Origin of the sequence: Maricaulis sp. MIT060901, from assembly GCF_047123815.1 — a bacterium.
In the GTDB taxonomy this organism is placed as follows: Bacteria; Pseudomonadota; Alphaproteobacteria; order Caulobacterales; family Maricaulaceae; genus Maricaulis.
The window spans coordinates 1,973,906-1,995,234 of sequence record NZ_CP138920.1 but is presented as its reverse complement, the minus strand read 5'-3'; the positions used below and the strand labels follow the sequence as shown (position 1 = coordinate 1,995,234).

18 protein-coding genes and 1 pseudogene are annotated in these 21,329 nt (G+C 60.9%); 4 read left to right on the top strand and 15 right to left on the bottom strand.

Annotation, left to right across the window (positions count from 1 at the left end; translation table 11 throughout):
* Nucleotides 1-143: 143 nt before the first annotated feature.
* Nucleotides 144-2,331: pseudogene (locus SIC17_RS09875) on the bottom strand (M3 family metallopeptidase).
* Between the two features lie 192 nt (nucleotides 2,332-2,523).
* On the opposite strand from SIC17_RS09875, the gene SIC17_RS09870 reads away from it, so the two are divergent.
* The 3 genes from SIC17_RS09870 (at nucleotide 2,524) to SIC17_RS09860 (ending at nucleotide 5,093) form a co-directional block, all read left to right on the top strand.
* Entirely contained in the window at nucleotides 2,524-3,111 is a 588-nt protein-coding gene (locus tag SIC17_RS09870; RefSeq protein ID WP_291891406.1) for a DUF1134 domain-containing protein, read from the top strand.
* A gap of 2 nt (nucleotides 3,112-3,113) precedes the next feature.
* On the top strand, nucleotides 3,114-3,638 hold the full coding sequence (locus tag SIC17_RS09865) for a GNAT family N-acetyltransferase (protein ID WP_412545238.1): 525 nt from the start codon (nucleotides 3,114-3,116) through the stop codon (nucleotides 3,636-3,638).
* A gap of 120 nt (nucleotides 3,639-3,758) precedes the next feature.
* A complete protein-coding gene (locus tag SIC17_RS09860) occupies nucleotides 3,759-5,093 on the top strand; it encodes a hypothetical protein (protein WP_291891404.1) in 1,335 nt (444 codons plus the stop codon).
* Between the two features lie 68 nt (nucleotides 5,094-5,161).
* Here the strand turns inward: SIC17_RS09860 and SIC17_RS09855 are convergent, their stop codons facing one another.
* The 14 genes from SIC17_RS09855 to SIC17_RS09790 all read right to left on the bottom strand — a co-directional run bounded on the left by SIC17_RS09855 (nucleotide 5,162) and on the right by SIC17_RS09790 (nucleotide 20,340).
* On the bottom strand, nucleotides 5,162-5,851 hold the full coding sequence (locus tag SIC17_RS09855; protein WP_291891403.1) for a hypothetical protein: 690 nt from the start codon (nucleotides 5,849-5,851) through the stop codon (nucleotides 5,162-5,164).
* 24 nt (nucleotides 5,852-5,875) lie between these two features.
* A complete protein-coding gene (locus tag SIC17_RS09850; RefSeq protein WP_291891402.1) occupies nucleotides 5,876-7,279 on the bottom strand; it encodes a peptidoglycan-binding protein in 1,404 nt (467 codons plus the stop codon).
* Nucleotides 7,280-7,529: 250 nt separating this feature from the next.
* Nucleotides 7,530-8,138, bottom strand: a complete 609-nt coding sequence (locus SIC17_RS09845) for a nucleotidyltransferase family protein (protein WP_412545237.1) — start codon at nucleotides 8,136-8,138, stop codon at nucleotides 7,530-7,532.
* A 6-nt stretch (nucleotides 8,139-8,144) separates the two neighbouring features.
* The gene (pheT, locus tag SIC17_RS09840) at nucleotides 8,145-10,544 is read right to left on the bottom strand and encodes a phenylalanine--tRNA ligase subunit beta (protein WP_412545236.1); all 2,400 of its coding nucleotides are present in this window, start codon (nucleotides 10,542-10,544) and stop codon (nucleotides 8,145-8,147) included.
* 11 nt (nucleotides 10,545-10,555) lie between these two features.
* Nucleotides 10,556-11,638: a phenylalanine--tRNA ligase subunit alpha gene (pheS, locus tag SIC17_RS09835; RefSeq protein ID WP_412545235.1), complete on the bottom strand. Its 1,083-nt coding sequence runs from the start codon at nucleotides 11,636-11,638 to the stop codon at nucleotides 10,556-10,558.
* A 145-nt stretch (nucleotides 11,639-11,783) separates the two neighbouring features.
* A complete protein-coding gene (gene rplT / locus SIC17_RS09830) occupies nucleotides 11,784-12,140 on the bottom strand; it encodes a 50S ribosomal protein L20 (RefSeq protein WP_291891395.1) in 357 nt (118 codons plus the stop codon).
* Between the two features lie 31 nt (nucleotides 12,141-12,171).
* Nucleotides 12,172-12,372, bottom strand: a complete 201-nt coding sequence (gene rpmI / locus SIC17_RS09825; RefSeq protein WP_291891393.1) for a 50S ribosomal protein L35 — start codon at nucleotides 12,370-12,372, stop codon at nucleotides 12,172-12,174.
* A 143-nt stretch (nucleotides 12,373-12,515) separates the two neighbouring features.
* Entirely contained in the window at nucleotides 12,516-12,953 is a 438-nt protein-coding gene (locus SIC17_RS09820) for a MerC domain-containing protein (protein ID WP_412545234.1), read from the bottom strand.
* Nucleotides 12,954-13,093: 140 nt separating this feature from the next.
* Entirely contained in the window at nucleotides 13,094-14,860 is a 1,767-nt protein-coding gene (locus tag SIC17_RS09815) for a hypothetical protein (RefSeq protein ID WP_412545233.1), read from the bottom strand.
* Between the two features lie 31 nt (nucleotides 14,861-14,891).
* The gene (locus SIC17_RS09810; protein ID WP_412545232.1) at nucleotides 14,892-15,356 is read right to left on the bottom strand and encodes a peptidase S1; all 465 of its coding nucleotides are present in this window, start codon (nucleotides 15,354-15,356) and stop codon (nucleotides 14,892-14,894) included.
* 165 nt (nucleotides 15,357-15,521) lie between these two features.
* Nucleotides 15,522-16,052 carry a peroxiredoxin gene (locus SIC17_RS09805; protein ID WP_412545231.1) on the bottom strand — a complete coding sequence of 177 codons (531 nt, stop codon included), beginning with the start codon at nucleotides 16,050-16,052 and terminating at the stop codon, nucleotides 15,522-15,524.
* A gap of 65 nt (nucleotides 16,053-16,117) precedes the next feature.
* On the bottom strand, nucleotides 16,118-17,926 hold the full coding sequence (lepA, locus tag SIC17_RS09800) for a translation elongation factor 4 (protein WP_291897627.1): 1,809 nt from the start codon (nucleotides 17,924-17,926) through the stop codon (nucleotides 16,118-16,120).
* 63 nt (nucleotides 17,927-17,989) lie between these two features.
* Nucleotides 17,990-19,276, bottom strand: coding sequence for an APC family permease (locus tag SIC17_RS09795; protein WP_412545230.1), 1,287 nt, complete (start codon nucleotides 19,274-19,276; stop codon nucleotides 17,990-17,992).
* A gap of 8 nt (nucleotides 19,277-19,284) precedes the next feature.
* On the bottom strand, nucleotides 19,285-20,340 hold the full coding sequence (locus tag SIC17_RS09790) for an aromatic ring-hydroxylating oxygenase subunit alpha (RefSeq protein ID WP_412545229.1): 1,056 nt from the start codon (nucleotides 20,338-20,340) through the stop codon (nucleotides 19,285-19,287).
* 172 nt (nucleotides 20,341-20,512) lie between these two features.
* On the opposite strand from SIC17_RS09790, the gene SIC17_RS09785 reads away from it, so the two are divergent.
* Nucleotides 20,513-21,325, top strand: coding sequence for an ImuA family protein (locus tag SIC17_RS09785; RefSeq protein ID WP_412545228.1), 813 nt, complete (start codon nucleotides 20,513-20,515; stop codon nucleotides 21,323-21,325).
* Nucleotides 21,326-21,329 lie beyond the last annotated feature (4 nt).

Genomic DNA, 21,329 nt, shown 5'->3' with positions numbered 1-21,329 from the left:
GCAGGCGCTCTGCCCGTCAGTGTCACACCAGATGTCCGGGCGCTCTTTCTGGGCTTCCGGGGCTCGCCAGGAGTATCCATCGGCGTGCAGTAAAAAAGGCGGCTCCAATGAGCCGCCTTTTCCTTGATCAATTCGTGTCGACCCTATTCGGTGACGGGGAATCCGCGATCCCGCATCAATGCCGAGACTTCGGCATCACGCCCGCGGAACAGGCGATAAGCCTCTGCCGGATCCATCGCATTTCGAGGCGCAAACAGATAGTCGACCAGGCGCTGGGCCATCTCGGCATCATAATAACCACCCGGTGCCGCTTCAAAGGCTTCAGCCGCGTCAGCGGTCAGGACGTCCGCCCACATGTAACCGTAGTAACCGGCGGAATAGCCCTCACCAGAGAAGACATGTCCGAAATGCGGACTGCGGTGACGCATAACGATTTCCGACGGCATGCCCAGACGCTCCAGCGTTTCGCGCTCAAAACGTGTCCGGATCACCGATCTCGGCCGGGTCTGTCGTGTGATAGACCATGTCCATCAGGGCCGAGGCGAGATATTCGCCCGTTGAAAAACCCTGATTGAAGTTCGCTGCCTCATTGATGCGCTCGATCAGCGCTTCCGGCATCGGCTCGCCAGTCTCCGCGTGCACGAGATAGTTGGCGATCACCGGTTCGGTCGACAGCCAGCGCTCGAGCAATTGCGACTGGAACTCGGTGTAGTCGCGCACACCGCCATTCAACGTCGGATAGGCGACGTTGGAAGACAGATAGTGCAGGGCGTGGCCAAATTCATGGAAGAAGGTCTCCGCATCATCCCAGCTGACCAGGACCGGCTCACCCGGGGCCGGCTCGACGAAGTTGGAATTGTTCGTCGCCAAGACATTGGTCTGGCCATCAAAGGTGGTGTGGCTACGGAAGCTGTTCGCCCAGGCGCCTGAACGCTTGCCCTGACGAGCGAAGGGATCGAGATACCACAGACCGACATGCTCGCCTGTCTCGCGATTGGTGACTTCCCAGACGCGCACCGTATCATGCCAGACGGAGACCTCGCCCACCGGCAAAGCCCGGAAGTCGAAACCGAACAGTTCGCCGGCCACGTAGAACATGCCCTCGCGCAGATTATCGAGCTGCAGGTATTGGGCGACCTCGTTATTGTCGAGGTCATAACGCGCCTGGCGGACTTTCTCCGCGTAATAGCGATAATCCCACGGCTCGATGGTGATGCCGGCACCATCAGCATCCGCCAGGGCCTGCATATCAGCGACTTCTTCCTCGATGCGCGCCACTGCCGCACCCCAGACACCTTCCATCAATTCCAGCGCACGCTCGGGTGTGCCCGCCATGCGGTTTTCCAGGCGCCACTGAGCGTAATTGTCATAACCCAGCAGCTGGATACGCTCGTGGCGCAGCTGCAGGATCTCGGTGATAATGGCGTTGTTGTCGAATTCATCGCCATTATCGCCGCGGCTGTAATAATTGCGCCAGACCTGTTCGCGCAGCTCACGCTCGTCCGAGAAAGTCAGGAAGGGTGACATGGAAGAACGCGTATTGGTGATCGCGTACTGGCCTTCCTGGCCACGCGCAGATGCCGCTGCTGCAGACGCCTGAACAAAGCCGGACGGCAGGCCAGAGAGCTGGTCAGCGCTCAGATAGGTGACGTAATTCTCCTCATCGTGCAGCACGTTGTTGGAGAATTGCGTGTGCAATTCAGCCAGGCGTTGCTGGATCGCCGCATAACGCTCGGCCGCCTCGCCTTCCAGCGTCGCGCCATTGCGGGCGAAACCATCATAGGTCAGCTGGACAAGGCGCTGTTGGTCAACACGAAGGCCGGACATTTCCGCGCCCTCATACACAGCACGGACGCGGCTGAAGAGCGCCTCGTTCTGGGTGATCCGGGAGTTGAACGCCGCTAGCTGCGGGGAGAGCTCGCGCTGGATATCGCGGAATTCCGGCGTCGACACATTCGATGACCAGATACCCCAATAGCTGAAGACACGGCCAAGCGGCTGACCTGCTCGCTCGAGCGCAACGATCGTGTTCTCGAAACTCGCGGGTTCCGGATTGTTCACGATGGCATCGACTTCGGCCAGGTTCAGCGCCATGCCTTCCTCGACCGCAGAACGCAGGCCAGCCAGCGTCGCGCTCTGAAAGTTCGGCACGCCCTGATACGGGCCGCTCCACTCGGCCAGCAGGACATTGTCGGACATCGTGGCCTCAGCCGCAGATTCGACCTGGGCATCGTTGGCAGCGGTCATATCGGTTTCAGTCTCACTGTCCGGCGTACAGGCAGCCGCCAAAACGGCCAGCCCCGCCACGGACATCAAAAGCACATTGCGCATTGCGTTTTCCCCTTCAGCAATCACTGCCGGGAAATCTATCGAGTGAAAGGAAGAGATTAAAATGAAACATGCATCATGACGCAGCCTGGAGAGATGAACTCTTCGCGAGATTAACCAAGCGCTAAGGGATTCGCCGCTCTCTCGCCCTATTCGCTTGGCAATAGATCCGCGAACCCAGTTTTGGAGAGTATCATGCGCCGCGCCCTTTCTGCATTTGCTGCCCTGAGCCTTCTGGCCGCTCCCGGGCTGGCCCAGGACCCCGATTATGGTCAGCCAAGCGAGTACTCCGAACCCGTTGACACCTATTCCCAGGATGAGGTCGTCGATGCTGTCGCTGACTTCTTCGGCGTCACCGCGGAAGCTGCGGCCAGCGTGCTGGAGCGCGTGTTTTCCGATCTCGGGCGCCCGGTTGGCTATGTTGCCGGCGAGGAAGTCGCAGGCGCAGTCGGCATCGGCCTTCGCTATGGCGAAGGCTATCTGACACTGAAATCCGGCGAGCGCGAGAAAGTCTATTGGCGCGGCCCCTCCATCGGGTGGGATGCCGGTGGCAATGCCAGCCGCGTGTTTGTGCTGGTCTATAATCTGGACGATGTCGATCGCCTGTATCAGCGTTTTCCGGGCGTCGAGGGATCGGCCTATTTCATCGCTGGCCTGGGCGTGAATTATCAGCGCGCTGACGAGATCACCCTCGCCCCGATCCGTTCCGGTGTCGGCCTGCGCGCCGGTGCGAATGTTGGCTATCTGGCCTATTCGCGTAATCGCCGCTGGCTGCCGTTCTAGCCATGCAGATCCGCGCTTTCGACGAGGATGAGACAGACGGCGTCCGGCAATTGCTGGACGCCGCTTTTGATGGCGTAGCAGAAAGCCGGATTGTGCGCGCACTTCGCGCGGCCGACGCGGATACGCTGGAACTTGTCGCCGAAGACCATGGACGTATCGTCGGGGAGATCATGTTCTCCCCGGTCACAGGGCGGACCACCTCGAGAACCGAACTCTACGGCATCGGGCTTGGCCCCGTTGCTGTCGCGCCGGATGTACAGAAACGCGGCATCGGCAGCGCCCTGATCGAACACGGGCTGGAGTATCTGAAGAAGCTGGGCGTTCCCTTCTGCGTCCTGCTCGGTGACCCCGCCTACTACAAGCGGTTCGGCTTCACGCCGGCACGCGATATCAACTGGTTCTGGGAGGCTGACCCGGAAGCGACGTACGGCGATGCCTTCCAGTTGCTCAGCCTGTCTGGCGCGCCGATAGATGTCACCCACGTGACGATTGCCTATCACGCCGCGTTCGCAGCGGACGAGGACTGAAGCCGCACAGGGACGACCGGCTGCCAAAAGGGGACGGGACCCGGGCGTTTCCCCTTCGCCCTAGCCTCTCAAAATGCGATACTTCCCGTAAGACGTGTTTGTTGAGAGTGGGGAGAGATCATGGCGAACGGACTTGTACTTCTGGCCGGGATCGGGCTGTTGATCCTGCTGGTGCTGGCGCGGCAGATCCCACTGCAATTGCTCTCCCGCGTCGTCGCCCCGGTTTTCCGCCCGGTCATGCGCATCTTCCGCATCAAGCCGAGCGGAAATGCCTCGGCGGGCATGGTGAAGTCTGCGCACAGCGGTACCAGTGCCTGGGCTGCCCTGTCCCGGGCCTCGCGACCACAGACCGAGACCGAGCGGGCCCTGGGCGAGGATTTCAAGCACGAAGACAAACACATCACTCGCCATGGCGTGCTTTTCAACTGGCTGAGCGTGGTTGTCGGTTATATCAAAATGCCCACCGAGCTGAGCGATGAGGTCGCCGAGCGTTATCACGCCGAAGGTACGCGTTTCCTCAACGGTCGGGTCCCGATCTCGGCTGACTGTCAGAACCTCTATGAGGATGAGGAAGGTGCGATCATCGCCCGCCACTTCCCCGAAGATGCCGGCTGCCTTTACCTGCTCAACCAGATGCGCAAGGAGATCAACGGCAATGTGCGCAAGCTGACTGTGGTCTTTTCCGCCATCATCTCCTCCATCCTGATCATCAACCTGATCTATAATGATGGTGTGGCGCTGGGCCTGGCCGCGATGATGGGGCTGGGTGATGGTTTGCAGCTGGGTCCGCTGGCAATGGATGTGACTGACATCAACCAGGCCGGGTTTGCCGCCCTGACGACGCTGGGCGGCGCCTTTGCCATGTGGATTGCCTATTACGTGGAGTACGCGCCTTATCAGCGCAACAACTTCCGCGAACTGTCCAATTTCATCACCCGCTATCTGGCGCGCATGAACGACCATTTCCGCACCGCCGAGGGGCTGGCGAAATCAGTGACTGTCGGTCAGGAAAAGGATGCCAGCGAATTCTCCAAACAGGCCCGCAAATGGCACACGACCGTTTTGTGGATCGCGTGGCGCATCTTCTTCATCGAGAGCTTCATCCGCGGGGTGATGTTCCAGATCCTGCGCAATTCCGGCTATTACCTGGTGATGATCCCGGCGCTGTTCCTGATCGTCATGGTCGGAGTGAACAGCATATTCGCCGACAGCCTCGCCTTTGACCTCTGGGCTCGCATTGCCGATCTCGGACTGATCTTCGCCTTCCTCTTCATCGCCCTCATCGGGGTTTATGTGATCTTCCTGCGTCACTCGATGACGAGTATCGACGAGATCAACCAGGATGAGTGGATCGGTTTTGACAGCCTGCTGCTGGACAATGTGCTGGGCGAAATGGTTGGCAAATATGCCGAGGATGTCGGCTACTGGAAAAACCGCATCGGCGGCAGTTTCTAGCCGGATATCTGCACACACAAAAACGGGGCCTTGCGGGGCCCCGTTCTCATTCAACGCTTTCGCCTGGATCAGTCACCAGTGCTCGGCTGCCCATTCCCGGCCGAGAAGGGTCCGTAATAGCTGTCGGGCGTATCTGCACGGCGACGCTCACCGGCATAGTCACCGTAATCACCGCGCTCGCCCTCATGGCGTGCGTGATGGCCACGATAATGGCTTGGAACACAGTCACCGCAGGACTGGGCGACCTGCGCGCGAACATCAGCCATGCGCTCGGCCAATTGGTGGAAGCGCACCTGGCTGTCAGACCACTGGCCCTGGATCCGGTTACAATCGCTCTCCGTATAATCATTCTGGATCATGCACTGATTATAAGCTCGACAGCTCTGGACGACCGCGTCATAGGAGCCATCAAGTTCTGCCTCGAACTGGGAAATCAGATACACCACATCCGAAACGGCCGGCTCGTGGTTGTTATAGGCGCTCGGCGAACGAGGGCTTTGATCCGGGGCGCCTTGCGGAAGCGTTACCCCGCCGATTTCCGGCCCTTGCATGATACCCAACCCACGACGCATCTCCCGCACGCCCGTGAGATAGATATTGCGATCTTGTTCGTAAGAGGTCGCGGAACAAATGCTGCGAGCCTCAAGGTCGGTATCAACCGCCGGAACGATACCCGCGTGGAACATATGTTCGTGCGAACCAGCAGATTGACAGCCTGCCAGCGCGATAAGAGCAAGTCCAAGTCCGAGTTTCTTCATCTTTCCACTCCCTCCGGGCGCCGATCAGGGCGCCGGGTCCTCTTCGGCAGCGGCGGCACGTTCAGCAACCGCTGTCAGATAACATCCAGGCTGAATGGCCCGATAGGCTGCGTCGGCCTCGGCCTCGTCGAGGCGGGCCTGCCAGGCTTCCCAGAACGGATCTCGGGCCTGGGCGGCCTCACTGGCCAGACGGGCCGCGATATTGTCCCAGCGTGACACCGCGTCCTGGCGGAAACCCTCATTGTCACGAATAAAGCGCGCACGACCGTGCTCCAGCTCGGCGGCGCGGCGCAGATAGCTGTCCGCACGCTCCGGGCTCTCGACGACACCGCACATGCGATAGCTGCCCTGGATCGTTCCGGTGCCATAAATCAGGGCGAGGTTGAAATTGGCTTCCGGATGACCGCGCGTCGCAGCGATCTCCAGCCATTCAATGGCCATGTCGACATTCAGTTCCACACCCAGACCGGTCGCAAACATGATGCCCAGCAGGTTCTGGGCGCCAGGATCGCGAGCAGTGATCGCAGCGTGACAGATCAGGTCGACCGTCTCGCGCGGATTGAGCGCGCCGGTCTGGTCAAAGCCCATATCAGCCTGGAAGTCGCGAACCGCGCGGCGGGTGTTCGGACCATAGGACCCATCCACCTCATCGGCGTAATACCCCAACGCAGCCAGGGATTGCTGCCGCAGTTGAAGATCGATGATACCGCCGCCCTCGACTTCACCAAGGCGATGGCCACGGGAAATTCGCTCAAGGCTTTCATAAGTCGTGCGGCAGGCCTGGGCGAGTGTCGCCGCCTGCATGCGCTGCTGGGCAACCAGAGAGGCCTGGGCACCACGATAAGCGCCGATCTCCAGCGAGCGGTCCCAGGCGCGACGGGCAAAGTCGAGCTGGCCGATGGACTGATAGGCGTCACCGATGCGCAGCCAGCAACGCGCCAGGTCGGCGTCCGTCACCGGGCCTTCATAATCGTTGCAGATATCGTCACCCGGTGTCGGGTAGTATTCGTCATAACTGCCACGACGACCGGAACTGCCGGAGCGGCGCGAGGATCCGTTGATCTGGCGTGTGCCCGAAACACGATCGGACACCGGCAGCTCATCCTCGTCATCATCGGTAGCGGGACGCGCGGACAGGTTTGGCGGCGGATCGGGTATGGGCTGGCCACTGGCTGCCGCAGGATTGGTCGATTGTGTGCCCGGCATGGCCGCGGTAGCCGTCATCAGACCGCTTTCGTTCTGTTGCGGCAACACCAGGGGGTCACTGGTCTGTTGTGGCAATGCAGCCTCGGATTCACAGGCATTGTTGGCGCAGAAACCAGCGCGATAGCTTCGCATGTGGGTAAAGCCCAGAAGCACGACAAGGCCAATCAGCACGAGCACGGTCGCAGCCGCTTGCGCGAGAAAGGCAGTCCACCGCTCCAGCATTCGATACTCCCCCCGGAAACTACTTGCGGCTGCAAAATGATTCGCCCCGCAACACCCCCGATTAGCCCGGGCAATAAACCGTAACGGGCAATCAGGCGCTTAACGCTCCATTAACCATGTTAGCTCGACCGGTCCTTTCAGGCCATACGCCAGAGACGATTTTTCCCAAAAAATTGATCAACTCTCGGTGGAATAGACGAGATTCCCCAATGGGTTGAATTAATTCGATCAGGCTCTCGCATTGCGATAGTCAGGCGCGCTCGAAACGCAAGCCGGGCCAGAGGCAAGATTGTTCATCACATTTGGCATTCCATGCCGCCGCTCCGGAAAGGTCCGGCGCCGGGCGTATATGAAGGCTCAAAAGCTCCTCGAAACCGAAAGGCGCATGCAGCGCCGGCTGGCCGTTAGCGCCGACAAACAGCCCGATTGCATGGGTACGAGAAGCAAACTTTTCGACCGCTTCAAGCGATGAAGACAATGCCTCCCGCCGGGTGCCGAATTTCCTGTTGAACCAGATGTGCACACGCGCCTGGTTGCACGCTTCGACCTCGATACCACGTTCGCGAAAAGCGTCTGCGATGGAGACCTCAATCGCCGCCTCGCTGGTTTCGGTCAGGTCGTCCGGATTGAAATAGGCTAGGTCGTAATCATTGACGCCGAAATCCGGTGCCTCGCCCAACAGCGCATTCCAGACGGCCTTGTAGACCGAGCCTGCCATCAGGAAGGGCTCGGGCAGCTCCCGGACTAGATCGTGCTCGAGGATGGCGCGATGGTGCGGATTGGCCAGGACGGCATCGAGCACGAACCGGGACTGCACGTCCCGGCTCGCATTTCGGATCTCGTCCAGATCGATGGCCATGCCGGACTAGCTGCGCAGGCTGCCGCCCGTTGCACCGGTTACCTTGGCGACAATCTTGCCGGCGACCGCCTCGATTTCCTCGTCTGTCAGAGTCTTTTCACGTGGTTGGAGCGTGACTTCCAGCGCCAGTGAAACCTGGCCTTCCGGAACACCCTTGCCCTCATAGACATCGAAGACAGAAACACCCGTGATCAGCTGTTTGTCCGCGCCCTTGGCCGCACGGATCGCTGCATCGGCTGCAACGCTCTTGTCGACCAGGAAGGCGAAGTCACGACGCACCGGCGTCAGGTCCGCCTTGTCCAGCTGGGTGCGGGCTTTCAGACCGGACACCTTTTTCGGCATCGGGATATTGTCCAGAACGATCTCGAAAGCGAGAACACGACCGTCAATATCCAGCGCCTTGAGCACGCGCGGATGGATCTCGCCAAACTCGGCCATGACGTTTTTCGGCCCCAGGCGCATGACACCGGAACGACCCGGATGCCACCACTCGCGCGCTTCGGCCACCGTCTGCAGCGAGCCGACCGGCGCACCGGCCGCTTCCAGAGCGGCCATGACATCGGCTTTGACGTCGAACACATCGGGCTCGCGCTGACCGGTCCAGTGACGGTCCGCCTGCACCGGCATGACGCCGGTTGCGACAAGGCGCTGGCCGTCAAGCGCATCGGACAGATAAATCGGTCCGACCTCGAAGAGGGCTGCACCGGCCTGGCCGCGATCCGCATTGGCCTGCATGGCCGTCAGCAGGTGGATCAGCGCGGTCGGGCGCATGACGTCCAGCTCGGATGAAATCGGATTGTCCAGCGTCAGGCCTTCGCCATGACCGCCAAACAGCGCGGCCTGGGAAGTTTCACAGAAGGACCAGGTCACGGCCTCGCTGTAACCCCGGCTGGCCAGGGCGCGACGCGCGTAACGCGCACGCAGTTGCATCGGTGTGGCCGGCGCTTCGCGGCGGCCCGGCAAACGCGGCAGGGACAGGGCTTCGAGATTGTCGAACCCGTGGATCCGGGCGACTTCCTCGACCAGATCGGCTTTCTGCGAACAATCCAGACGCCAGCTGGGCACACCCACGGTCAGCATATCGCCCTCGCCGACCGGTTCGAAACCGAGCGTTTCCAGGATGCGCACGATCTCTTCACGCGGAAGGTCCAGCCCGGTCAGGCGCTTGACCTCGGTGACCGGGAACTCGATGTCGGCCGGCTTGGCCGGAACTTCGCCCGCGACCAGAACCTCGGAGGCTTCACCGCCGCAGATATCCAGGATCAGGCGAGTGGCGTATTCGATGCCGTCACGGCAGGACGCCGGGTCCACACCGCGCTCGTAACGGTATTTCGCATCACTATCGATGCCGGTGGCCTTGGCGGTGGCGCGGGTGATCAGCGGATCGAACCAGGCGGCTTCGATGAAGACATCCGTCGTATCGCTCTCACAGCCGGAATAAACACCGCCCATGACGCCGCCAAAACCGAGCGCGCGCGCCTCGTCGGCGATGACACACATGCTGTCAGCCGGGACATATTCCTTGTTGTCCAGCGCCTCGAACCTGTCCGTCTCGCCAGCCCCCTTGCGGGCATGGATGGCGCCGGTCAGCTTGCTGGCATCATAGACGTGCAGCGGACGACAGCGGTCGTAGGAAATCAGATTGGTGATGTCGGCCAGGGCGTTGATCGGGCGCAGACCGATGGAGGTCAGCGCCTTTTTCAGCCAGTCCGGGCTCTCCACATTCTTCACGCCGCGCACTATGCGGCCCATGAAGACCGGGCAGGCTTCCGGCCAGTCCAGCTTGATCTCGACCGGGCACGGGAATGAGCCCTCGATCTCGTTGACCGGAACATCCTTCAGCGTACCGATACCGGTCGCGGCCAGATCACGGGCAATACCGCGCACACCCAGCCAGTCGGGACGGTTCGGGGTAACTTCAAAGTCGATGACCGGGTCGTCCTGGCCCAGGGCGACGACAGCCGGGGTTCCAACTTCCCACTCGCCGTCCAGGTCGATGATGCCGTCATGGTCCTCGCCGAGCTCGAGCTCCTTGGCCGAACACATCATGCCATGGCTTTCAACGCCTCGGATCTTGCGTGGCTTCTTGTCCAGCGCAAAGTCGAGGCCCGGAATATGGGTCCCCAGCGGTGCATACACGGCATACATGCCGGCACGGGCGTTGGGCGCTCCACAGACGATCTGCTTCTCGCCATCCCGGGTGTCGACCGTGCACACACGCAGCTTGTCGGCGTCAGGATGTTTCACCGCGTCCTTGACGTAGCAGACGGTAAACTCGCCAAACTTCTCGGCCGGATTGTCGATATCCTCGATCTCCAGACCTGCCATGGTCATGGCATCGGCGATCTCGGCCAGAGATGCGTCGGTCTCGAGGTGATATTTCAGCCAGGAAAGAGGGAATTTCATAGCAATCTTCCTTAGCTAAGGCCGGTGGCCAGATTGGCCTGGAGCAGTGGGCTGAAGCCGTAATGGGCCAGCCAGCGCTTGTCGGAATTGAAGAAGTCGCGCAGGTCCGGCGCGCCGTATTTCAGCATCGCCAGGCGATCCACGCCCATACCGAAAGCAAAGCCCTGGTATTCGTCCGGATCGAGACCGCAATTGCGGATCACGTTCGGGTGGACCATGCCACAGCCGAGGATTTCCATCCATTTATCGCCCTGGCCGACCTTCACGGCCTGGCCAACCCGCTCATACTTCACGTCCATCTCTGCAGACGGCTCGGTGAAGGGGAAGTGGTGCGGGCGGAATTGCGCCTCGACCTTGTCGGTCTCGAAAAAGGCGGCGATGAAATCCAGCAGCACACCCTTGAGGTGGCCCATATGGGTGCCCTTGTCGATGACCAGGCCTTCGACCTGGTGGAACATCGGCGTATGGGTCTGGTCCCAGTCACAGCGATAGACACGACCCGGCGCGATAATGCGGATCGGCGGTTCCTGCTCGAGCATGGTGCGGATCTGGACCGGCGAGGTATGCGTGCGCAAAACCTTGCGATTGCCGTCGGCATCCGGCTGCATGAAGAAGGTGTCCTGGGTGTCGCGGGCCGGGTGGCCTTCCGGGAAGTTCAGCGCGGTGAAATTATGGAAATCGTCCTCGACATCGGGACCTTCCGCCACGGCGAAACCCATATCGGCAAAGATCACGGCCAGCTCTTCCATCACTTGGGTGATCGGGTGCAGCGAGCCTTGTGGCTGCGGGCGCACCGGCAGGGAGATATCCACGGTCTCGCTGGCAAGGGCCGCATCTAGCGCCGCATTTTCCAGCGTATCCTTGCGTGCCGTGATGGCGTCATTGAGCCGGGTCTTCAGGCCATTCAGGGCCGGCCCCATGACCTGGCGCTCTTCCGGGCTCATCTTGCCCAGCTCGCGCATCATAAGGCTCACCGAACCCTTCTTGCCGAGCGCGGAAACGCGGATTTCATCGAGACCAGCCTCATTACCGGCAGCTTCGATCTGGGAGAGGACATCGCGTTCAAGCGTGTCGAGATTGGACGTGTCTGTCATGCTGTGACCCTTACCTGTCCTGCAGGGTTTAACCGGTGATTTTTCAGGTGTCGACCGGGAGGCGCGGTCAAACTCAATCGGACAAAAGAAAAGGCCCGCGGGCGGTGCGCCTGCGGGCCTGTTCCGGAATTCTTTTCAGCCGGGTTTAGCCCAGCGCAGCGCGCGCCTGGTCAACCAGGGCCTTGAACGCTTCCGGCTCGCGGATGGCGATGTCGGAGAGGACCTTGCGGTCAACTTCGATGCCAGCCTTGGACAGGCCGTTCATGAAGACCGAATAGGTCATGCCGTGCAGGCGGGCGCCGGCATTGATGCGCTGGATCCACAGGCTGCGGAAATTGCGCTTCTTGGCGCGGCGGTCACGGTAAGCGTACTGACCTGCCTTCTCCACGGCCTGGACAGCCGTGCGGAACTGCTTGCGGCGTGCGCCGTAATAGCCCTTGGCTTTCTTGATGACTTTCTTGTGGCGGGATGCGGTCGCCGGTCCGGATGTAACTCGAGACATATCTGTGTGCTCCTAACTCGGTGCCAGCGGCCTAGAGGCCGTTCGGGATGTACTTTTTGACGATCCGCGCGTCCTGGGCAGACAGGGTCGTCTGGCCGCGCTTGTTACGGATCTGCTTGGGGGTACGCTTGATCATGCCGTGGCGCTTGCCAGCTTGTCCGGCCTTGACCTTGCCCGTGGCGGTGAGCTTGAAGCGCTTTTTGGCGCCGCTCTTGGTCTTCATCTTCGACATTTACATCTCCTTTTCAGGACAGGTTTGACCCGGTCCGTTCGATGGGTTCAGCGCACGGGCATGTCGATCGGGCCCAATACGCCATTTCTCAAAGAGCGGGCGTTATACGCGGATATTCAGTGATTGCAAGCGCGGATGCGAGTCTAGCGACCCGCAGCGACATCATCCTCGCACATGCCGCAATCTCGCTCGTGCACATGTCCGCGACGGCGACGCTGATTGTAGTTCAATCCGTGCGCGACAGCGACAGTCGTGACACCGGCCAGGGTCAGCAGGGTTTCGATCAGCTCGCTGAACATGTGCGACGCCCCCAGCGCCATCAGACCCAGGCCAACAAGTCCCGCAGCTAGAAGACGCCAGCTGCCGTCAGAGATCTTCACGCCCCAGCCCAGTGCGATGATGGAAACAGGTGCAGCAATGGCAATCAGGATCAGGTGCCATTCATGAGCCAAGCCGATCTGTTCGGCCAGCCCTGGTGCCAGCAGAGGCGCGGCGACCGCAGCAGCCGGGAAGACCAGACAATGCATCACGCAAACCAGTGACAGGGCGATGCCGCCAATATCGAGATGATTGTTGGACATGCCGTCCGGGTACTCCGCGCTCGCAAGGGAGTGATGATATAGTATAACGCCCTTGTCCTGCCAAGCATCCAGACCGGCCCACGCATGAAAAAAGAGCGGCCCGCACGGAGCCGCTCCTGTTTCACCGATAGGCGACCGGATCAGTCGCGCGTCTGGTCGAAGCCCATTTCGGAAATCTGCAACTCGGCATCGAAGGAATCATCCTCCAGATAGGTACCGACCCAGATATCGTAGACACCGCTTTCCGGGTCTTCGAAGGCGATACCTGGGTTGAGGCCGATTGCGTCATCATTGCACACCCATTCACCACTCGGCGTGTTCACAACCAGCGTCGGATCATGGCCGTCTGCATAGGCGGAAATGAAGAGATCGAGTTCGGCAGCCGTGTATTGCAGCTCATAGTCCGGAGCAGCCGAGACAAATCCACGACAAGACCGGTTGGCGCCGGAAGAAGCCTCGACAGATCCACCAGCCAGCAAGTCCAGGCGATGTGGGTCCGGCAGGAAGCCAGCCTCAAGCTCTACCGAGCCATAGTTCGCCTCCAGGCTGAAATCGAGCGTCTCGTCCATTCCGTACTCATCACCGAAAGCCAGTTCGGAAACGTGCAGGGTCGCCGGGATCGGCTCGCGCTCGGAATAGGTGCCGACCCAGATATTGTACATACCGGACTGAGGTTCGTCGAAATGCAGGCCCGGATTGAGATCGCCCGCGCTGTCATCATCACAGTGCCAGCTACCATCCGGGGCGCGGACGACCATCGTGATGTCACCCTCGGAAGAGGCCGAGAGATAAAGATCCAGCATCGCTGCATCATAATCCAGGTTGAAGTCGGGCTGGCTGGTTGTATAGCCGCGGCAGTTCTCACCGATCGCTTCGAAAACATCCTGGTCGCCACCGGCATAGAGCGAGATATTGTGCGGATCCGGAGCGAAACCGGCATCCAGAGACACGCCGCCGTAATTGGGAGTGCCGCTCCACTCGAGCAGTGGCGGACCGGACGTATCACCCAGGAAGCCGAGCTCGGAAACATAGAGCGTCGCATCAACACCCCCGCCGCCGCCAAAGACTCCGCCCCAGACGGCGTAACGTCCCGACTGGGGATCACGGATACGCACTCCCGGATTGAGCTCGCCGGCGGTGTCGTCATCGCAGTGCCACCCACCATCCGGTCCGGCGATGATCAGCGTGGTGTCATCTTCCGACTGCATGGAAACATAGAGATCGAACACATCATTTGCATCATAGTCGATCCAGACATCCGGCTGCTGCGAGATCGAGCCCCAGCACTGGTTCTGGGTAGAGCGCGCGCCATCAACATCACCGCCAACCTGGATGCCCATCGTCCGCGGATCATCGTCAAATCCGGCCCGCAGATTCAGTCGCCCGTGGTCCGGCTGCAGCTCCGCATCCGCAGAGCGTGAGAAACGGTTCGACGTATCAAACCCGATCTCGGAGATGTGCAGCTCGCCCGGCGTATAACCATCGCCATATCCCAGCGAGCCAACCCAGACGTCGTACTCACCGGACATCGGGTCGGAGATTGCCACGCCCGGATTCAGACCGTGACCGGTAGCGTCGTCATTGCAATGAAAGCTTCCGTCCGGTGCGCGCACCACCATGGATCCATCCGCATCGGAACCGGCGGCAAAATAGAGCGAGAAAGCACCCGCCTCGTAGTCCAGTGAGAAACTCGGCTGGTGCGTGATGAAACCCGCGCACTGCTGGTCGAGATTGCGTGCAGGGATTGCGCCACCCGCCTGGATGTCGACAGATCGCGGATCACCGGCAAATCCCGCCTCCAGGCGCATGGAGCCATAGGCAGGCTGGGCGTTCCAGTCCTGGGCCGAGGCTGTGCCGCACGCGGCGGCTAGGAATGTCGTGGCGAGTATCCAGTTGCGTAGTTTCATCTGCTCATCTCCCCTGATCGAGCGACATGGTTCACCGGGCAATTTCCGAGACTTTCAGAACTGCCGGAGCGGTGGTGTCGGCCGCATAGCTGCCTACCCAGACGAGGTAGCTGCCCGAATTCGGCCGGGTAAATTCAATGCGCGGATTGGTGCCTTGCCCGCTGTCATCATCACAGTGCCAGGCGTTGTCGGGGCCCAGAATGACGAGCGTAGCATCAATGCCGGAATAAGCGCTGAAGATCAGCGGGAATGACCCCGCATTGTAGTAGATCTCGACGCTCGCTTCATCGGTGATATTGCCCGGGCAGGAACTGCGGATCGCGCGGCCGGAATGCACCGGACCACCTGCTTCCAGGTCAAATTCATAAGGATCAGGGGTAAAGCCGGCGGAAAGATAGATCCCACCCCAGCGCGGCGCACGTTCGGCGTCCTGCGCAATGGCAGGCGCGTTGCAGACGATCGAGGCCAGAGCCAACGATGTCAGGCGTGCGATCATAAGTCCCCCTAGGAAACCAATCTGAACATGCTTCCTACCCGTGTGCAATCACCACACACGTGTCAGCAAGGTGAATTCTTGTCGCAGGGTACTGAATTCATCCTGAACATGAACGCCCTCAAAGCGGCCATATTCGGTCAGGAAATGGACTTGATTGGGTGGGCGCTAGTCCGCCCCGCCCATGGCCCGCAAGGCTTCCAGGGAATTGTCGACATGCGGATAGGGATTACCGTCAGCATAGTGATAGGCAATCGTGGAATCCTGGTCGATCACATAGGTGATACGGCCGGTCCAATTGCCGCCAGGACGCATCCGCGCGTCATAATCGCTGATCATCTGGTCGTTGACCGCAAAAACCGGAAATGCATCGGCACAGTGCTGGGTGGAGAAGTCGGACAAACGGTCAACATTACCGGCCGTCAAACCAATCACCTGCGCACCCAGCGCTTCAAACTGCTCGATATTCTCGGCAAAATTCGCAGCCTGCGCTTCACACCCGGACGTGAAGGCCGCCGGGAAGAAGAAGGCTACGACCGGGCCGCTCTCCAACGCTTCGGAAAGGGTAAACGTCTGGGCCTCGCCCGCCTGATACCCATCAACGGTAAAATCCGGGGCAGCATCACCTGCTTCTAGGTCTGCCATGGCAGTAGAAGCGGTAAGCAAGGCGGCGGCAGAAGCAATCAGAAAACGGCGCATGGAAATCCCCTCGTATGCAAGCAGCATTCAATGTGGCGCAGGCACAGGAAAAGGCAAGTCGCCGCCTAGTTATCATCCATCTTCAGGGCGGCAATGAAGGCTTCCTGCGGGATGTCGACCTTGCCGAACTGACGCATCTTCTTCTTACCGGCCTTCTGCTTGTCCAGCAGTTTGCGTTTCCGGGTGGCGTCACCACCGTAACACTTGGCCGTCACGTCCTTGCGCATCGCTGCGAGGGTTTCACGGGCAATGATGCGTCCGCCCAGGGCGGCCTGGATCGGGATCTTGAACATGTGGCGCGGGATCAGGTCCTTGAGCTTTTCGCACATGGACCGGCCGCGGGCCTCGGCGCGGGCGCGGTGCACAACCATCGACAGCGCGTCCACCGGCTCGTCATTGACCAGGATGGACATCTTCACCAGCTCGCCGACACGATCATCAATCCACTGATAGTCAAAAGACGCATAACCCTTGGTGACCGATTTCAGACGGTCATAGAAGTCAAAGACGACCTCGTTGAGCGGCAGCTCATAGATCAGCATGGCGCGATTGCCGGCATAGGTCAGCTCGACCTGGACGCCGCGGCGATCCTGGCAGAGCTTCAGCACGCCGCCGAGATATTCGTCCGGCACCAGAATGGTGGCCTTGATCCAAGGTTCGGCAATCGTATCGACCTTGACCGGGTCCGGCATGTCGGCCGGATTGTGCAGATCGATCTCGGTGCCGTCCGTCATGGTCAGCTTGTAGACTACCGACGGAGCCGTCGTGATCAGCTCGATATCGTATTCGCGCTCGAGGCGCTCGCGGATGACTTCCAGGTGCAGCAGGCCCAGGAAACCACAGCGGAAACCGAAGCCCAGCGCCGCCGATGTTTCCATCTCATAGGAGAAGGAGGCGTCATTGAGGGCGAGTTTCTCGATGGCGTCGCGCAAATCCTCGAACTCGGCACTGTCGACCGGGAAGAGACCACAGAAAACCACCGGCTGGGCCGGCTTGTATCCCGTCAGCGCCTGGTCGGTCGGGCGCTTGTCGTCGGTGACGGTGTCACCCACGCGCGCATCACGAACCTGTTTGATCGAGGCATTCAGGAAGCCGATCTCGCCCGGATAGAGCGCATCGAAATTCTCTTTTTTCGGGCGGAAGACACCCACACCATCCACCGGATAGGCCGCGCCGGTTCCCATCAGGCGCACGCGCATGCCCTTTTTCAGCGTGCCCTCAACGATCCGCACCAGGCAGATCACGCCGAGATACGGATCATACCAGCTGTCCACCAGCATCGCCTTGAGCGGCTTGTTCGGATCACCGGCTTCCGGCGCCGGCAGGCGTTGAACCACGGCCTCGAGCACCTGGTCGATATTCAGGCCCGTCTTGGCGGAGATCTCGACAGCCTCCGAGGCATCCAGGCCGATCACGTCCTCGATCTGGTCCTTGATACGCTCCGGCTCGGCCGCCGGCAGATCGATCTTGTTGAGCACCGGAACGATCTCGTGATCGACCTCGATGGCCTGGTAGACATTGGCCAGCGTCTGCGCCTCGACCCCCTGGGAGGCGTCGACAACTAGCAGCGAGCCCTCACAAGCGGCCAGCGAGCGGTTCACCTCATAGGCAAAATCCACGTGTCCGGGCGTGTCGATCAGGTTGAGCGTATAGGTCTGCCCGTCCTTGGCGGTGTAATCCAGGCGCACGGTCTGCGCCTTGATCGTGATGCCGCGCTCACGCTCGAGCTCCATATTGTCGAGCACCTGCTCCTTCATCTCGCGATCACTCAGTCCACCAGTGAACTGGATCAGGCGGTCAGCCAGGGTCGACTTGCCGTGGTCGATGTGGGCCACGATCGAAAAATTGCGGATAAGGGACGGATCTCTGCTCATGAGGCGCGAAGTAGCACTCACGAGGCCTTTGGCCAAGCGGGATAGGCTGTAAGGCGAACAGCCCTAGCGCTGACGTCCCAGGAAATAGACAGGAAGCCCCAGAATCAGCAGCACGATTCCCCAGCCGATCACTTCCAGTCCGGAGCCCCAGATGGCGAAGGTGGAATACAATGCACCGATCAAGGCCACGACCGCCCAGGCCCGAGCAGAACGCCAACTGTGCTTGATCTCGGCCAGCGCGCTGATCAACAGCGGCGCCAGCGTGCACACCGTGCTCATCATCAACAGGAAGGTGAAGGCTCCAACCAGGCCACGGGAATAATTGGCGACCAGCAGGACCGAACCCAGCACGCTGGACAGGATCAACGCGCCCTGCGGGGAATGTCCGCCATTGAGCTTGCCCAGCCAGGCCGGGGCGAGACGATCCTGTGCCGCAGCAAGCGGCAATTGCCCCGCAGTAAAGATATTCCCGTTCAGCGACCCGGCCGTGGCGATCATGGCACCGATGGCAACCAGGGGCCCGCCCCAGCTGCCCAGTGCCCGCGCAGCATCGGCAAAAGGCGACGTCGAGTTCACCAGTTCGCCGGACGGCACAAGCATCATCACAGCAAGCGTCGAACCGACATAGATCACCGCCGTAAAAATCGTCCCCGTGACCACGGCTCGCGGCAGGGTCTTTTTCGGGTTTTCAACATCACCGGCCGGAATGACGCCGGCCTCCAGGCCTGCAAAGGCCCACATGGTCAACAGCGCAGTCGCGGCCAGGACGGAGAGCAAGGACTCCCCGCTGGGATTGAGAGCAGGCAGGTTCTGCGTTGAGCCCATCGCCATGCCCGCGCCGATAATCAGCAAGAGCGGCAGGAGTTTGAGAAGGGTCATCATCACCTGGACCAGACCGGCCGAACTGACGCCCCGGATCGAGATCAGTGTCAGCGTCCAGATCAGGACCAGCGCCGCGACGGCCTGGCCTGTGGCATTGCCGTCCAGCCCCGGCACAAACACGGCCAGATATCCGACAAAGGCAATGGCGATCGCGGGAATGGCAACAAAATACGACGCCCAATGCCCCCACACGACCAGGAATCCGGTCAGGTCACCGAAATTCTCCCGGGCATAGGTGTAGGGCCCTCCTGAGTGTTCGGTGCGGCCCGCAAGGCGTCCCAGTACCAGGGCCAGGATGATCGACCCGCCCGCCGTCAGCGCCCAGCCGCCCATCGACATCATGCCATAGGGGGCCAACACGGTAGGCAACATGAATATGCCCGATCCGATCATGACGCCGACCGTCAGCGACCAACAGCCCCAGAACCCCAGCGCTGCCTTGCTCTTTTTCGACTCTGACTGTGCCATTTCTCCCCCTAGTCTGCTGCGGCGTAGACCTCCCGCAGCAGGTTCTGCCAATGCCAGACACCGGCTTCCTGGTCCGGGGACAAACGCCCCGGCTGGTAATGCCCGCAGGCCAGGCCCTTCTGCACATGCTCGCAGATCATGCGGTCCTCATCCTGCACCTCATCGGAAAACCGGTCGTCTTCATCGGCCCGTTTTTCCGCCCCCGGGGCATAATAGAAATCAAACTCCACCCGACACTTGTCCGGCCCGTCCGGGATCACCCGATTGCTTTGCATGCGCCCCGGCAGGATGTTCAGCATCGTGTTGGGATAGATAAAGAAATAGAGCGCCTCGCCCGCCGCATAGGCCGCAGTCTCCGCATCGATCGGCGAGCGTTGCAGCGACCAGAAACGCGCCAGCTCGGTCTTGTATTCCGGATAGGACACGATCTGTGTCAGCCCCGGATGCACAAAGGGCAGGTGATATCCTTCCAGGTAATTGTCGACATAGACCTTCCAGTTCGCATCCACCGAATAGACGCGCTGATGGTGATGGCGCATGTCCAGCAGATCGGTCTCCGGCACCAGGTCTGCGATCCCGGCCATGACATCCTCGAACGCCTCGCCCTCGCCCACCCGGGCGAAAACCATGCCACCCCATTCGCGCACATCTATTGTGGCCAGGCGGATATCGGAGCGGTCAAACCCCTCCGCATTGTGCATTTCCGGCGCCGTTTTCAGCTGTCCCTGCAGGTCATAGGCCCAGCCGTGATAGGCACAGCGCAGGCGTTTCGCGCCCTTTCCGTCACACAGCGCCAGCGGGCCAGCGCGATGGCGACAGACATTGATGAAACCGTTGAGTTTTCCCGCCTCGTCTCGCACCAGGATGACCGGCACTCCGCCGATCTCGCGCACCACATGATCACCACGCTCTGCCACGGCGCTGACCGGAGCAATCACCTGCCAGGCCGGGGCCAGGACCTGTTTCTGGTCAAAGGCCAGCCAGTCCTCGCCGAGATAGTATTTCGGGTCGAGGGCCCGGGCCGTGGTCAGACCGGTCTCCGGTCGGGCAGTGAAATCATCCATCCCCCAGCGGTAGGCCCCGGATGTGTGCCGGTCAACTCCCTCCCCGGGGCCGTGATGGCGCTTCCCCGGGCCAAAACCCCGGATTCAAAGCCGGATTCGCGGTAGCGATTCTGTGCTTGACTCTTTGCTCCCAGATGAGAACATAAAGAGAACATCGATTATGGATTGGAACATGCGATCTGCGTCTTCTCGCCGAAAAGGGCGGCCGCAGCTGGACCAGCTGCGCGCCAAAATCCGGGACATTGCGCCCGGGGCCCTGCCTGCCATGTCCGCCCCTCCGGGCGTGCAGGGACAGGCCTCGGGAGAGGTGCGCGAACTGATCAACCTGCAATCGGGCCTGCACGAGATCTGTCCACAGGACTATCTCGACACGCCTTCGGCCCTGGCGGTCCAGACCGGGTTTTTCTCCCAGGCCCTGCGCCGCCATGAAAGCGCCCGCCCCATCGTCTGGGTGCGGCGCACGGGCGGGCGCAGCCAGGATTTTGGCCAGCCTTATCCGCTGGCCCTGAAACAATGGGGCCTGCCCCCGGAACGCATTCTCCTGGTCGAGGCGAGCGAGGTCACCGACACGCTCTGGGCCATGGAGGAAGCCCTCAATTCCGGGGCCTGGCTGATGGGCGAGATCGGGGCGGAACACCGTTACGACCTGACCGCCTCGAAACGATTGCACATGGCCGCACAGGCACGCGGGGCGCTCGCCCTCATCCTGCGGTCACATGACCGGGTCCAGCCCAGCGCGGCACTGACCCGGTGGCGAATTTCCGCCCGGCCCTCACCCGCTGAGGCCTGGCGGGGGGCGACAGGTTTGCCCGGCATGGGAGCTCCATGTTTCCGGGCGCAATTGGAACGGGTTCGGGGCGGCCCGCCGAGAAACTTTGATATCGAGTGGAAACATGCGGCGTTTCATGTCCTTGAGCCTGCCCCGCTGGCCAACAGACCGGCGACAGACCTCCCCCCTGCACCAGCGCAGCGTCAGATCGCCTGACGCC

What these genes read in the sequence shown, in the direction of transcription:
- SIC17_RS09845 (WP_412545237.1), bottom strand. Translation starts at nt 8,138, where the DNA reads ATGGCCATCGATCTGGACGAGATCCGAAATGCGAGCCGGGACGTGCAG.
- SIC17_RS09860 (WP_291891404.1), top strand. Translation starts at nt 3,759, where the DNA reads ATGGCGAACGGACTTGTACTTCTGGCCGGGATCGGGCTGTTGATCCTG.
- SIC17_RS09865 (WP_412545238.1), top strand. Translation starts at nt 3,114, where the DNA reads ATGCAGATCCGCGCTTTCGACGAGGATGAGACAGACGGCGTCCGGCAA.
- rplT (WP_291891395.1), bottom strand. Translation starts at nt 12,140, where the DNA reads ATGTCTCGAGTTACATCCGGACCGGCGACCGCATCCCGCCACAAGAAA.
- SIC17_RS09870 (WP_291891406.1), top strand. Translation starts at nt 2,524, where the DNA reads ATGCGCCGCGCCCTTTCTGCATTTGCTGCCCTGAGCCTTCTGGCCGCT.
- pheT (WP_412545236.1), bottom strand. Translation starts at nt 10,544, where the DNA reads ATGAAATTCCCTCTTTCCTGGCTGAAATATCACCTCGAGACCGACGCA.
- SIC17_RS09795 (WP_412545230.1), bottom strand. Translation starts at nt 19,276, where the DNA reads ATGGCACAGTCAGAGTCGAAAAAGAGCAAGGCAGCGCTGGGGTTCTGG.
- SIC17_RS09785 (WP_412545228.1), top strand. Translation starts at nt 20,513, where the DNA reads ATGCGATCTGCGTCTTCTCGCCGAAAAGGGCGGCCGCAGCTGGACCAG.
- rpmI (WP_291891393.1), bottom strand. Translation starts at nt 12,372, where the DNA reads ATGTCGAAGATGAAGACCAAGAGCGGCGCCAAAAAGCGCTTCAAGCTC.
- SIC17_RS09790 (WP_412545229.1), bottom strand. Translation starts at nt 20,340, where the DNA reads ATGGATGATTTCACTGCCCGACCGGAGACCGGTCTGACCACGGCCCGG.
- pheS (WP_412545235.1), bottom strand. Translation starts at nt 11,638, where the DNA reads ATGACAGACACGTCCAATCTCGACACGCTTGAACGCGATGTCCTCTCC.
- SIC17_RS09855 (WP_291891403.1), bottom strand. Translation starts at nt 5,851, where the DNA reads ATGAAGAAACTCGGACTTGGACTTGCTCTTATCGCGCTGGCAGGCTGT.
- SIC17_RS09850 (WP_291891402.1), bottom strand. Translation starts at nt 7,279, where the DNA reads ATGCTGGAGCGGTGGACTGCCTTTCTCGCGCAAGCGGCTGCGACCGTG.
- SIC17_RS09820 (WP_412545234.1), bottom strand. Translation starts at nt 12,953, where the DNA reads ATGTCCAACAATCATCTCGATATTGGCGGCATCGCCCTGTCACTGGTT.
- SIC17_RS09810 (WP_412545232.1), bottom strand. Translation starts at nt 15,356, where the DNA reads ATGATCGCACGCCTGACATCGTTGGCTCTGGCCTCGATCGTCTGCAAC.
- lepA (WP_291897627.1), bottom strand. Translation starts at nt 17,926, where the DNA reads ATGAGCAGAGATCCGTCCCTTATCCGCAATTTTTCGATCGTGGCCCAC.
- SIC17_RS09815 (WP_412545233.1), bottom strand. Translation starts at nt 14,860, where the DNA reads ATGAAACTACGCAACTGGATACTCGCCACGACATTCCTAGCCGCCGCG.
- SIC17_RS09805 (WP_412545231.1), bottom strand. Translation starts at nt 16,052, where the DNA reads ATGCGCCGTTTTCTGATTGCTTCTGCCGCCGCCTTGCTTACCGCTTCT.